Source organism: Anaerococcus faecalis, from assembly GCF_013371425.1.
GTDB lineage: Bacteria > Bacillota > Clostridia > Tissierellales > Peptoniphilaceae > Anaerococcus > Anaerococcus porci.
This window is the reverse complement of sequence record NZ_JABVBA010000004.1, coordinates 139,578-152,028: the sequence shown is the minus strand read 5'-3', so window position 1 is coordinate 152,028 and position 12,451 is coordinate 139,578. Positions and strand designations below refer to the sequence as shown.

Annotated in this window: 13 protein-coding genes and 1 pseudogene; 13 read left to right on the top strand and 1 reads right to left on the bottom strand. The window is 28.1% G+C overall.

The window, feature by feature from the left end:
- Nucleotides 1-72: 72 nt before the first annotated feature.
- From HV819_RS05390 to HV819_RS05365, 6 genes are read left to right on the top strand one after another with little or no spacing between them, the layout of a single operon-like run.
- Complete coding sequence (locus HV819_RS05390) at nucleotides 73-486, top strand: hypothetical protein (RefSeq protein ID WP_176269683.1); 414 nt, start codon at nucleotides 73-75, stop codon at nucleotides 484-486.
- Between the two features lie 44 nt (nucleotides 487-530).
- On the top strand, nucleotides 531-1,214 hold the full coding sequence (locus HV819_RS05385; RefSeq protein ID WP_176269682.1) for a hypothetical protein: 684 nt from the start codon (nucleotides 531-533) through the stop codon (nucleotides 1,212-1,214).
- Nucleotides 1,214-1,756 (top strand): DUF5067 domain-containing protein, encoded by a 543-nt coding sequence (locus tag HV819_RS05380; protein ID WP_154541275.1) that lies wholly within the window; start codon nucleotides 1,214-1,216, stop codon nucleotides 1,754-1,756. The genes HV819_RS05385 and HV819_RS05380 overlap by 1 nt, the downstream gene beginning before the upstream one ends.
- Nucleotides 1,749-2,549, top strand: coding sequence for a hypothetical protein (locus HV819_RS05375; protein WP_154541273.1), 801 nt, complete (start codon nucleotides 1,749-1,751; stop codon nucleotides 2,547-2,549). Before HV819_RS05380 ends, HV819_RS05375 begins: the two co-directional genes overlap by 8 nt.
- Nucleotides 2,546-3,286 (top strand): hypothetical protein, encoded by a 741-nt coding sequence (locus tag HV819_RS05370; RefSeq protein WP_154541271.1) that lies wholly within the window; start codon nucleotides 2,546-2,548, stop codon nucleotides 3,284-3,286. Before HV819_RS05375 ends, HV819_RS05370 begins: the two co-directional genes overlap by 4 nt.
- On the top strand, nucleotides 3,283-3,912 hold the full coding sequence (locus HV819_RS05365) for an ABC transporter ATP-binding protein (protein ID WP_154541269.1): 630 nt from the start codon (nucleotides 3,283-3,285) through the stop codon (nucleotides 3,910-3,912). The genes HV819_RS05370 and HV819_RS05365 overlap by 4 nt, the downstream gene beginning before the upstream one ends.
- 422 nt (nucleotides 3,913-4,334) lie before the next feature.
- Here HV819_RS05365 and HV819_RS11940 read toward each other — a convergent pair.
- Nucleotides 4,335-4,612: pseudogene (locus tag HV819_RS11940) on the bottom strand (transposase); the annotation flags it as partial.
- Between the two features lie 336 nt (nucleotides 4,613-4,948).
- On the opposite strand from HV819_RS11940, the gene HV819_RS05355 reads away from it, so the two are divergent.
- The 7 genes from HV819_RS05355 to HV819_RS05325 are packed head-to-tail and all read left to right on the top strand — an operon-like array spanning nucleotide 4,949 to nucleotide 12,445.
- Nucleotides 4,949-5,449 carry an NADH-quinone oxidoreductase subunit NuoE family protein gene (locus tag HV819_RS05355; protein WP_176269681.1) on the top strand — a complete coding sequence of 167 codons (501 nt, stop codon included), beginning with the start codon at nucleotides 4,949-4,951 and terminating at the stop codon, nucleotides 5,447-5,449.
- 9 nt (nucleotides 5,450-5,458) lie between these two features.
- On the top strand, nucleotides 5,459-6,997 hold the full coding sequence (locus HV819_RS05350; protein ID WP_176269680.1) for an NADH-ubiquinone oxidoreductase-F iron-sulfur binding region domain-containing protein: 1,539 nt from the start codon (nucleotides 5,459-5,461) through the stop codon (nucleotides 6,995-6,997).
- 4 nt (nucleotides 6,998-7,001) lie between these two features.
- Nucleotides 7,002-7,952 carry a 2Fe-2S iron-sulfur cluster-binding protein gene (locus HV819_RS05345; RefSeq protein WP_176269679.1) on the top strand — a complete coding sequence of 317 codons (951 nt, stop codon included), beginning with the start codon at nucleotides 7,002-7,004 and terminating at the stop codon, nucleotides 7,950-7,952.
- 1 nt (nucleotide 7,953) lies between these two features.
- On the top strand, nucleotides 7,954-10,650 hold the full coding sequence (gene fdhF / locus HV819_RS05340; RefSeq protein ID WP_176269678.1) for a formate dehydrogenase subunit alpha: 2,697 nt from the start codon (nucleotides 7,954-7,956) through the stop codon (nucleotides 10,648-10,650).
- Nucleotides 10,643-11,140, top strand: coding sequence for a ferritin family protein (locus tag HV819_RS05335; RefSeq protein ID WP_176269677.1), 498 nt, complete (start codon nucleotides 10,643-10,645; stop codon nucleotides 11,138-11,140). The genes fdhF and HV819_RS05335 overlap by 8 nt, the downstream gene beginning before the upstream one ends.
- Nucleotides 11,140-11,760, top strand: a complete 621-nt coding sequence (mobA, locus tag HV819_RS05330; protein WP_154541257.1) for a molybdenum cofactor guanylyltransferase — start codon at nucleotides 11,140-11,142, stop codon at nucleotides 11,758-11,760. The genes HV819_RS05335 and mobA overlap by 1 nt, the downstream gene beginning before the upstream one ends.
- Nucleotides 11,741-12,445, top strand: coding sequence for a formate dehydrogenase accessory sulfurtransferase FdhD (locus tag HV819_RS05325; protein WP_176269676.1), 705 nt, complete (start codon nucleotides 11,741-11,743; stop codon nucleotides 12,443-12,445). Before mobA ends, HV819_RS05325 begins: the two co-directional genes overlap by 20 nt.
- Nucleotides 12,446-12,451: the final 6 nt, after the last annotated feature.

Below are 12,451 nucleotides of genomic sequence, written 5' to 3'. Positions count from 1 at the left end.
ATATCTTTAATCTAAGAAAGGATTCATACATGAACTGACTAATATAAGAAATAGATTAAAGGAGAAAATCTTATGAAAAAAATTAAAAATTTATTTTCGATTTTTATGATAACGTTTTTGTTTCTTATGATGGGGACTTCTTTGGCAGCAAATACTGGCGACACATCTTGGTCTTTTAATTTTGGAAGGACAAATTTTAATCTTTATACTCCTTCTAGGGAAAAACAAGATGCATCTCCTATATACTTTTATGTAAATAATATAAGTGGGGATACTTTAAAAGCAAGGGCCTTAGCTGGAAATAAACAAGTTACATCTTATGCACCTGTATATTATATAAATAAGGGAGGAAAGTACTGTATTTCTAGCAATATACATGAAGATGGTTACAGAACAGCCCTAGTGCATGGATCTAAATATAGTACATTTTCTACACTATCAGCATCTGGATTATGGTCTCCTGATTCTTGGTCCTGTGGTTGGTAAAATTTAAGTTAATACTAAGTCAGTTCATGTATTAATATATTTTTATGAAAAAGAAATTTACTCTTATATTAATTTTAATAGTGATTATATTTTCATCATGTAGTAATGATGACTATCAGAATGAAAAAAACCAAAATATAGAAAAAAGTTTATCTAATATGGACAAAGAGGATGCTGAGCTTTTAGAAAATATCTATAAAGCAAATCCCAAACAAGCTTTATATTACAAAACTTATTATGAAGATGGAAGTTTATTATCAGAAAACATGAATGTAAATTGGGATGATAAAAATATTTCTTATATGAAAAATTATTATAATCCTAATAAACCAATTGAAATAGTTTATCTTTTTAAAGGAAATAAAGCCTTATATATAAATATAATAGAAAATAAATTTTATAGAGGGAAAATTTCTGATGATTCTGATTTTGTAAAGGGTTTGAGTCGCAAGTACCCTGATATTTCAAATTTATATGATAATTTAATGGATAATAATATAAGTTCTATAAAAAAAGAAGATGATGGGATAAGAATTGATTTGTCTGATGGAACTTATAGGATTTATAATAGTGATTTTATAATGACAAAAGCAAGCACTATTAGTGAAGGTGCACAAAATACCATAATTTTAGATAGAAAAGATTCTAATTTGGATAAATTATATGAAGATTATGAAAATATGATATCTTCAATGCAAGAAGTTGAAAGCTTGGAGGATATAAAATAATGAAAAAGAAGATTCTTATATCTTTAGGTTTTATAGTTTTAATTTTTTCATATATTTTTCTTTATCAAAGGGCTAATGCAGGATATCCAAGCAAGTCTAAGATAGAGGAATATTCTTACAAAGATAATATTGATTTAGGAGATATTGAAGTAAAAATATATAATAGAAAGATAGAAAATTTTGGAGGTAGGAAAGCTCTTCGTGTAGATATTGAATATATGAATCAAAAAAATGATATGAATATAGTACAATTAGGATATGCATTTAGTTTATATCAGGATTTTTCTTCATGTATAGTTCAGAATATAAGAGAATCTGAAAAGCAAGAACTTATATTCGAACCGACTTATAATTTAAAAGATTTAAACATAAAAAAGGGAGAGAAGAAAAGGTATGCTTTTTATTACTGGATAGAAGATAAGGGTGATTATAAGAATGCCTTATTAATAAGTATCAATACTTACTTAGATCAATATAAAAAAGAATATAAAAAAGGAAATCTATACTATAAGACAATTGACCTAGGAGATGTTTATGATTAAAGAAAGTTTTTATAGATTTTTTAAAAGAAAAAGGTTTTTCTTTACTATTTTCATAATAATTTTAATAAATTTAGTGGATATTTTACCTAGAAGAAAAGCTATAATTTTTAATGATAAGCTTATAGTACAATCATCTTTTCTTGAAAATATTATGATAAATGGTTCTCTTGGTAACGCTATTATCATGTTTGTTTTTTTATCTTTTATTTTAGCAAGTTTACCTATGGCAGATTCCTTTGTTGAAGATAGGGAAAGTGGTATATACAAGACATATATGCTTAAAATAACAGATAAGGAATATACAGTCAAAAAATTTTTGATAAATTTTGTATATGCAGGTTTAAGTGTTAGCCTAGTTTTACTTATAAATATTGCAGTATGGCTTTTACTAAGACCAAGCCTACCTATAACTTACTATAATACTACATTCAACAATGATTTATTTTTGATAAAGCTCATAGTAAAGAGTCCTTTGCTTTTTTATTTAGCTAGTATATTTATAGATTTTATTATAGGAGGAATTATAGGCTCTTTTGCTATGTTCTTAAATGATATATTTAAGTCTAAATATCTTGGAATAGGCGGGGTTTTTATACTTGATATAATATTGGATTTACTAATGTCTATATTGAGAAGTAGGTTCGAGATTTTTAACAACTTTTTGAGTTTGAGCTCTTTTCTTAATGGGGTAATAATAAAACATAGTTTTTCAAGTTTTATATATCCTTTGCTTTTATTTTTAATATCTTGCCTTTACTTTTTAATTTTTAAGAAAAATAAGGAAATAATATGAGTGGATTTTTTAGAGAAATAGACTTGCTTTTAAAAAAAAGCAAAAAAATTATGATTTTTATGGGAATTTATCTAATTTTATTAATTCTTATAACATTTGGGGCTTTTAATGAAACTCCACCTATAGAAGTTTTTATTGAGCAGGCATTTAAAGATAATGGAAATTTTATTGATTTCAATAATTTCATACTTCCAATTTCATTTTTTGTAATACATTTTGTACCAGTCTTTGGAATATCTGAAATATTTTACAAGGATCACATAGAATTCGGAACTTATATAATGCCTAAATTTAAAAGCAAAAGACAATATTTTCTTGGGAAAATTTTAGGAGCAAGTATATTCAATGTATTTATTGGCTTGTTGTTTTTTTCAATAATTTTATTATATCTTTCTTTACAAGGTAAAAATGATCTATATCTTATGAAAGGTTTTGTGAGAGTTGCTATTTTCTATATATTAGAAAATATTTTATTTACTAATATGATTTTTATGATAGCCTTATTTACAAAATATTTATTTGCATTGTCTGTATTTATAATAAATCTCCTTATTGCAATCCTATCTAACGTAAGATTTATCCTAGGGCAAGGATCACTTATTATGAAGCAAGATTTTTATGGAGGAGAATTCGACTTGAAAGTAAATTTGCTGTTTATCTTAATTTACTTTATAATTATTATTTTATTATTATATTTTTTGCCAAAATATTATGATTACTATGGGAGGGAAGAATGATAAAAGTTACTAAAGCTTTTAAAAAGATTGGATCAAATCAAGTATTAAGTGAGATAAATCTAGAACTTGAATCAGCAAAAGTATATGGTTTTCAAGGGGAGAATGGTTCAGGAAAAACAATGTTATTTAGGGCGATTTGTGGTTTTATTAGACTAGATAGTGGTTGTATAGAAATTGATGATTTAATAATTGATGGAAATGCGATTTATAATGATATAGGATTGCTTTTAGAAAATCCGTCCTTTATAGATGAACTTTCAGGTTTTAACAATTTAGCAATGATAGCATCAATAAGAAAAATTGCCGACAAAAATAGAATAATAGAAGTCTTGGATAAAGTTGGTTTAAAACATGCTATGAATAAAAATTATAAGACTTATTCACTTGGGATGAAACAAAGATTAGGACTTGCAAATGTAATATTAGAAGATCCAAAGATATTAATATTTGATGAACCAACTATAGCTTTAGACCAAAAAGGAGTGGATTCTTTAATAGATATAATAAAAGAAGAAAAAGAAAAAGGAAAAACAATATTAGTATCTTCTCATGAAAAAAATATAATAGAAGAGCTTTGTGATAAGATTTTTTTTATGGAAAATGGTAGCTTAAGTGAAATTAGTTAAGAAATTTTAATTGTTTAAAGTTTTATATAAATTGTGAAATACTAGATGGATAATTTTTGTATTAGCCCTAGATTATTGAAGTAAATATGAAAATTGTTAAAAAATATAAATTAATAATAGCAATACATGATATATTGTTTTTTATAATTTCAATGTTATTAAAGGTTGTAAAGTCCAAAATCTTGCATAAAATTACTAGTCCAATATCTACTATTTCATTCTAATATATAATTTATAAGATATAATCCAATCCTCATTGATATAAATGAGGATTTCGCCTATTAGTTTAATATCTGATTCTTCATTAGCGAATATTTTTATTGCTTTTTCAAGTCTTCTAATTTTTTTAGTCTTTCTAAAGAAATTATCAATTCAAGTATATTATTAATCATATTATTTATCAATTATGAAAAAACATCTTATCTATAATTTTCTCTTAACTTTATATAAACTAATTCTACAAGTAAATATGGATACTTTATTATACTTAGGTCATTATTTCTCCATAGCTTTACCTCTTTTCCAAGATATTTAGTTAGTGATAATACAAATAATTTAGAATATGTTTTTGTGCATATATTCTATATTACTTTAGATACTTTCCTAGTAGATACTCTTTGGATGTACATTTCTAATATAGTAATGGCAGTGTTTTTTAATTTTTCTGGTATCATTCAAAGACTTTTGTGGAGAATTTTCCATATAATTTCAACTTACGAGTTAATTAAAATTTGAATATCTTCCTGATTAATTGAAAAATGTAATTGAGTCATTTGATACCTCCTAGTTTATTTTTTTAGTTAAAAACATTGTACTAGTTAAGCTTTCAAATGACATTTTCTTTTGACACAATTATATGGACTTTATCTATATTGCTTTGACATAGATAGGAAAATGTTTTACAATTATAAATAAATTAATATATATATGCTAAAATAATAATTAAAGATGTATATTTTTAGCTTTATATTTTGAAGTTAAGAGTTTTATATTTTTTATTTTAAAAGCTTTAAGTTTTAGCTAAAAAGAGGATTATATGAAAACAATTAAGGGAAATTTTATATTTGATAAAGAAGAAAATAAAGAAAAGATTGATGAATTTAAGAAATTTATTGAAAAAAATAAGGACAGAAAAGGACCATTGATGCCAATTTTGCAAGAAGGTCAAAATTTTTTTGGATATTTGCCAGAAGACATATTAAAGCTTATTTCAAGTAAACTAAATATTCCTTTGGCTGAGATTTATGGAGTGGCTACCTTTTATTCGCAATTTACATTTATACCTAATGGAAAAACAGATATACATATATGCCTTGGAACTGCTTGTTATGTAAAGGGAGGGGCAGATATTTTAGAGGAGTTTGAAAAAAGACTTAATATAAAAAATGGGGAGACAACAGAAGATAGAAAATTCTCAATATCTGAAACAAGGTGTTTAGGAGATTGTGGGAAGTCTCCTGTTGTTGAGATTAATGGTAAGCAGCTTGCTCACTTTACTAAAGAAGATGTTAAAAAAGTTTTGGAAAAATATAAGTAGGCGATAAAAATGATTGATTTAGAATATCTTATAAATATAAAAGAAAATACAGAAATAAGTCATCCAGAAAACTTAGATAAAAAAGATGATATTCAAGTTAAAATAGCCTTAAGAAATTTAGGAGTTATAGATTCTAAAAATATTGATGAGTACATAGCAAGAGATGGTTATTTTGCCCTTTATAAGGTGCTAAAAGAGATGAGTCAACAAGAAGTTATTGATATTATAAAGGATTCAAAGCTTAGAGGCAGGGGTGGAGCAGGTTTTCCAACGGGTCGCAAGTGGCAAACTGCCTTTGATTATGATGTTGATAAAAAATATATTATTTGCAATGCCGATGAGGGAGACCCTGGTGCCTACATGGATAGGTCCATACTTGAGTATGATCCACATTCAGTAATAGAGGCTATGATTATAGCAGGATATGCAATTGGTAGTGCTGAAGGATTTATATACGTAAGGGCAGAATATCCAAAAGCTGTTAAAAGTCTTAATTATGCTATAAAAGAGGCTAGTGAGAAGGGCTTTTTAGGTGAAAATATTATGGATTCTGGATTTAATTTTACTATAGAACTTAGGTTAGGTTCAGGAGCTTTTGTATGTGGAGAATCAACTGCTCTTATGGAGTCGATAGAAGGTAAAAGAGGGATGCCAAGGGTTAAGATTCACAGAACAGCTTTTAAGGGCTTGTGGCAAAAACCTACCGTAATTAATAATGTTGAAACCTTAGCAAATGTTTGCCAAATTATTTTAAATGGCTCGAACTGGTACAGAAGTATTGGTACAGAAAAATCTCCAGGAACCAAGGTATTTTCTTTAGTAGGAGATGTAAAAAAAAGTGGCTTGATAGAGGTAAGTATGGGAACTAGCCTAAGAGAGATTATATATGATTTAGGCGGAGGAATAGAAAATGATAAAAAGCTTAAAGCTATACAAACTGGAGGCCCATCTGGAGGCTGCATACCAGCTAAATTCCTAGACAAGTCGGTTGACTATGAGACGCTTAAAGAACTAGATTCCATAATGGGCTCTGGCGGAATGGTGGTTATGGATGAGGATACCTGTATGGTTGATATAGCAAGATTTTTTTTGGAATTTACATGTGATGAATCTTGTGGCAAATGTGTCCCTTGTCGAGAAGGCACTAAAAGAATTCTAGAAATACTCGAAAGAATAGTTAATGGTGATGGAAAAAGTGAAGATATAGACAAATTAATGGAACTTTGTGAATTAACTACAGAAACTTCTCTTTGTGGCTTGGGTAAATCAGCAGCTTTTCCTGTAATTTCAACGTTGAAATATTTTAAAAATGAATACATTGATCATATAAAAAATAAACATTGTACTGCTGGTATATGTAAGAATCTTATACATTTTAGTATAAAAAATAATTGTGTAGGATGTGGTACTTGTAAGAGAAATTGTCCGGTTTCATGTATTAGTGGAAGTAAAAAAGAAATTCATAAAATAGATCAAGAAAAGTGTATTAAGTGTGGTACTTGTCTAGATGTATGTCCAATCAAGCCAAAAGCTGTAGCTAAAGGGTGATTTTATGTGTTATGTAAGTATCAAAATAGATGGTAAAGAAATAAAAGCTCAAAAAGATAGCTTCGTTTTGGATGTTGCTAGAGAAAATGGCATTGAAATTCCAAGTTTGTGTTATGACCCGAGTCTTGAAAAGTTTGGTGGTTGTAGACTTTGTATAGTTGAAATTACAAATAATGGTTGGACAAAGATTGACACTTCATGCTCAACGAAAGTTAAAGATGGTATGGAGATTAAGACAAGTAGTAAAAATTTAATCAAGAAAAGAAAGGGCATTTTACAACTTTTATTAGATTCACATCCAAATGATTGCCTAACTTGTCAAAAGGCAGGGGAGTGTTTGCTTCAAAAATATGCTTATGATTATGATGTTAATTTTAGGGACATTGATGGAGAAAAAAGAGAAAAATTTTATGACTTATCTAGTCCTTATATAATGAAGGATAATGCTAAATGTATTCTTTGTGGGAAGTGTGTATCAATTTGTGGACAAATAGAAGATAGGTCTATCTTATCTTTCGCAAATAGAGGATATGATACATATATAGCTTGTGATTTGGGAGAAGATTTTGCTCATTCATATTGTATATCTTGCAATAGGTGTGTTTCTATATGTCCAGTAGGAGCCTTAACAGATAAGAGGATATTAGGAAAAGTTAGAAGTTTTGATGCTGATAAAAAGACTGTTAAGTGTAAAGTTTGTGAGTTTGGATGTGATTTTGAAATTTATTCAAAAAATGGAAATAATATTGCGGTTATTGCTAAAAAACCAAGTGACGGAAGACCACTATGCCTTAAGGGAAGAATGATGACAGAACTTTTATACTTAGATAATCCTGATACACCTTATATAAAGACAAGTGGAGAATTTATTGAAAGTGATTGGATAACAGTAATAGGATTTAAAAATGTCTTTAAGAAAATTTCAAAATTAGAAAAGAAAAATGAAGGAGAATAATATGAGAGTCTATATAAACGATATAGAATACGAAATAGATAGGCCAATGACTATTCTTAACTTCTGTAAAAAACAAGGAATTGATATCCCAAGCCTATGTTATGATAAAAGAGTTTTACCAAATGGAGCTTGTAGGCTTTGTATTGTTGAAATAGAAGGCTACAAAAATCCTGTCACTTCTTGTTTGGAGAAATTGAAAGATGGAATGAAAATTTATACCCATAGTGAAAAGATAAAATCATTAAGAAGACAAATTCTAGATTTGCTATTTTCAAACCATCCAAATGATTGTTTAAATTGTGATAAGTCAGGTAAGTGTAAATTACAAGATTATTGCTATGAGTATGGAATAGTAAGTGCAACTTTTAAAAATAAAGAAAGTAATTTACCCATAGATAGGACAAACAAATTTTTCACCTATGACCCAAATAAGTGTGTAAAATGTGGTATATGCGTAAGTATTTGCAATAATCTTCAAAATAGTCAAGCCATTAGTTTTACAGGTAGGGGATTTGATTTAATTGTAGAAACGCCATTTAATAAGGGATTTGGAAATAGCGATTGTGTCTCTTGTGGAAATTGCGTTTCAGCATGTCCTGTGGGAGCCTTAAATCCTAAAAAGAAATATATAGAGGATAAATTTAGGTATTGGGAAGTCAAAAGGACTCAAACTACTTGCTCATATTGTGGAGTAGGTTGCCAGATGAATTTACTTAGTAAGGACAATCGTATAGTAGAAATTGAACCTGTAAATACCATACCAAATGATGGATTATTATGTGTAAAAGGTAAATTTGCATATAGATTTATAAATCATACAGATAGACTTACTAAGCCACTTATAAAAAGAAATGGTAAATTTGTTCAAGCTAGCTGGCAAGAAGCCTATAGGCTTATAAAAGAAAAATACTCTAAAATTATGAAAGAAAATGGACCAGATGCTTTCGGAGGTTTTTCATCAGCAAGGTGTACTAATGAAGAAAATTACCTCTTTCAGAAATTTGTAAGAACAGTTTTTAAAACAAATAACGTTGACCACTGTGCAAGACTTTGCCATGCATCGACAGTCGCAGGACTTGCTAATACATTAGGCAGTGGAGCTATGACAAACTCAATAGAAGAGATAGATGGAACTGATGCTTTTATGATAATAGGAACAAATACAACTGAAAATCATCCTGTTATAGGGAGCAAGATAAAAAGAAGGGTTAAAAATGGAGCAAAACTAATAGTTATAGATCCCAGAGAAATTGAACTTGCTAAATATGCAGATGTCTTTTTAAAAATAAAACCTGGCAGCAATATAGCAGTTTTAAACGGTATTATGAATGTAATTTTGAAAGAAAATCTTCATGATATGGACTACATAAATGAAAGAACAGAAGGATTTGAAGAATTTAAAAGAACAATTGAAAAATACAAGCCAGATTTAGTTTCGAAAATTTGTGGTATTGATAAGAATGATTTAATAAAGGCTGCAAGAATATATGCCAAGGCCAATAAGGCAAGCCTATATTATTCAATGGGGATAACTCAACATTCAAGCGGAACAAATGGAGTTATGTCAACATCCAATTTACAGATGCTTACAGGAAATGTTGGATTTGAATCTACAGGGATTAATCCACTAAGAGGACAAAATAATGTTCAAGGAGCCTGTGATATGGGAGCTCTTCCTACAGACTATACAGGATATCAAAAAGTTTTTATAGATCCTGTAAGAGAGAGTATGGAAAGTTTTTGGAAAAGCAATCTTCCAAGCAAAAAGGGTCTTACTTTAACAGAAATGATAAATAGTGCTGGAAAAGGAGATATTAAATTTTTATATATAATGGGTGAAAATCCTATGATCTCAGATCCAGACTTAAAGCATGTTAAAAAGTCACTTGAAAACTTAGATTTTCTCCTCGTACAAGATATATTTTTAACAGAAACAGCAGAACTTGCAGATCTTGTCTTACCTGCCAGCTCTTTTGCAGAAAAAGATGGAACATTTACAAATACTGAAAGAAGGATTCAAAGAGTAAATAAGGCTATAAATCCTATTGGTCAGTCTAAAGCAGATTGGAAAATTATAATGGAGATATCAAATTTACTAGGATATGAAGAATATTATAATTCTCCTAGTGAAATTATGGATGAAATAGCTCTTTGCACCCCATCTTATAGTGGTATAAGTTACAAAAGATTAGAAAAAGAGTCTTTGCAATGGCCTTGTGTAGGCAAAGAACATCCAGGAACAAAGTATATGCACAAAAATACTATGGCAAGGGGAAAGGGGCTTTTTAAAGCTATTGAATATGAGGAAAGTAAGGAATTACCAGATGAGGATTATCCATTAATTCTTACAACCGGTAGAATGCTTTATCAATATCATACAAGAACTATGACAGGGAAAATCGAAGGTCTAAATGAAATAGCAGGGAAATCTTATATAGAAATTTCTCCAAAGACTGCAAAAATTTATAATGTAGAAGATGGTGAAAAAATTAGGGTAAAGTCAAGGAGAGGATTTGTTGAATCTTTTGTAAAAATAACCGAAAAGGTAGAGCCTGGTGTAGTATTTATGCCATTTCATTATGCAGATGGACCTGCAAACCTACTAACAAATCCTGTTTTGGACCCTATAGCGAAAATACCTGAGTTAAAGGTATCAAGTGTTCTTATAGAAAAGATTGAAAGGAAATCTTATGTATAATTCTATAAAAGTAATAAATCTTGTCATGGCTATGGAATTGCATGGTTATAACTTTTGCAAAGATAATTCAATAAAAAGTAGAAATTTACAAACAAAAGCAATCTTTGAAAAATTATCCAAAATAGAGCTTGAGCATTATGAATATCTTAAGAAATTGCTTAAAAAATATAAGGATGGAGAAACTGTCAGTGAAGAATTGAATCTACCTGAAGATAAGGGAGAAATCTTTTTCGAAAAAAGAAAAGAAAGTGAGAATTTAGCTCAAAATTTTGAACAATCTATGATTCAAGATATGAATGTACTTCGTATGGCTTATCTCATAGAAGAAGATTTTAGAGATTATTATAGTATGTCAAAAAAAGTGGAAGATGAACAATTAAGAGAAATTCTAAGTCATTTTGCTGGATGGGAAGATAATCATGCTAAGATTTTCAAGGATGAGTATGATAGGTTGATGGATAAGTATATGAATATTAGTTGGGGTGGTTAATGGATAAAAAAGAATTGACAGCTATCTTACTTTCTGGCGGAAAATCAACTAGAATGGGAAAAGATAAAAAAAAACTAAATTATAAAGGCTCATTCTTGATAGATACCATTGTAGAAAACTTAGCTAGATATTTTAATGAGATTGTAATAGTAAGTAATGAAGTAGACTTTTTTAAAGATAGGTATAATTCTTATGATAATAATATAATTATAAGGGAAGATATAATAAAAAATATAGGACCATGTGCTGGTTTGTATACAGGTCTTATTTCTTCATCGAATGAAGATAATTTTTTGATGGCTTGTGATATGCCTTATTTTAGTTGTCAATATTTAGAATATTTAGAAAATAAAGAATATAAGAAAGCCTTAGTATATGATAATGGAAAATATTTAGAGCCATTTTTTGCCTTATATAAAAAAGAATTGTTTGAAAATATAAAGATTTATTTAAATAAAGGTAGAAGAAGTATAAATGGATTTTTAAATGAAATTTCTGCATATACGGTTGAGTATGAAGAAATTAAAAATATAGAAAATATAAATAAAGTTTTTAGAAATTTAAATTATCCTCAAGATTGGAAAAACTATTTGGAAGAAAATGGAAAAAGATTTGATTAGAAATTTTAAGATAGAAAAAATAAATAAAGATAAATCATTTTTTATGATAGATGAGGTTATAGTTGAAAAAGATCTTAATATTCATATAAAAGATGAGATTATAGCAAGGCTTTTAATAAGTCCAAAAGATATTGAAAATCTAACTATAGGTTATCTTTATAACTTAGGATATATAAGTTCAATTGATGATATAAATTGTATAAGGATAGAAGATAAAGATTCTTATGTAATTTTAAATACACAACTATCAAAAGAAATTGTTTATAATACAAAAATACTCAGAATCAAAAAAAATGACTTATTTAAACTTTCGGAAATCTTTCAAAATAAATCAGAAATTTTCAAACGTACGGGTGGAGCCCATTCTGTAGGTCTCATTAAAGATTGTAAAATAGTTAAATTTGTAGAAGATGTATCTAGGAGCAATGCAGTAGATAAACTTATAGGACATATTTTAAAAGAAAAGATAGATATAAGCGATAAATTTATTTTTACATCTTGTAGGGTGAATGAGCAAATAATAGAAAAAATAGAAAAAATCGGTTTTTCTTTGATAGTATCTCAATCATCTCCTACAAGTAGGGCAGTTGAAATTGCAAGAAGTAAGGATATAAATTTAATAGGCTTTGCAAGAGGTGAAAGGTTTAATATCTACAATAAGAATAAAAATCTTATTGTAGAATAAAAATAT

Coding starts and splice junctions, on each gene's coding strand:
- mobA (WP_154541257.1), top strand. CDS start 11,140: ATGGATAAAAAAGAATTGACAGCTATCTTACTTTCTGGCGGAAAATCA.
- HV819_RS05385 (WP_176269682.1), top strand. CDS start 531: ATGAAAAAGAAATTTACTCTTATATTAATTTTAATAGTGATTATATTT.
- HV819_RS05380 (WP_154541275.1), top strand. CDS start 1,214: ATGAAAAAGAAGATTCTTATATCTTTAGGTTTTATAGTTTTAATTTTT.
- HV819_RS05355 (WP_176269681.1), top strand. CDS start 4,949: ATGAAAACAATTAAGGGAAATTTTATATTTGATAAAGAAGAAAATAAA.
- fdhF (WP_176269678.1), top strand. CDS start 7,954: ATGAGAGTCTATATAAACGATATAGAATACGAAATAGATAGGCCAATG.
- HV819_RS05335 (WP_176269677.1), top strand. CDS start 10,643: ATGTATAATTCTATAAAAGTAATAAATCTTGTCATGGCTATGGAATTG.
- HV819_RS05375 (WP_154541273.1), top strand. CDS start 1,749: ATGATTAAAGAAAGTTTTTATAGATTTTTTAAAAGAAAAAGGTTTTTC.
- HV819_RS05350 (WP_176269680.1), top strand. CDS start 5,459: ATGATTGATTTAGAATATCTTATAAATATAAAAGAAAATACAGAAATA.
- HV819_RS05345 (WP_176269679.1), top strand. CDS start 7,002: ATGTGTTATGTAAGTATCAAAATAGATGGTAAAGAAATAAAAGCTCAA.
- HV819_RS05370 (WP_154541271.1), top strand. CDS start 2,546: ATGAGTGGATTTTTTAGAGAAATAGACTTGCTTTTAAAAAAAAGCAAA.
- HV819_RS05325 (WP_176269676.1), top strand. CDS start 11,741: ATGGAAAAAGATTTGATTAGAAATTTTAAGATAGAAAAAATAAATAAA.
- HV819_RS05365 (WP_154541269.1), top strand. CDS start 3,283: ATGATAAAAGTTACTAAAGCTTTTAAAAAGATTGGATCAAATCAAGTA.
- HV819_RS05390 (WP_176269683.1), top strand. CDS start 73: ATGAAAAAAATTAAAAATTTATTTTCGATTTTTATGATAACGTTTTTG.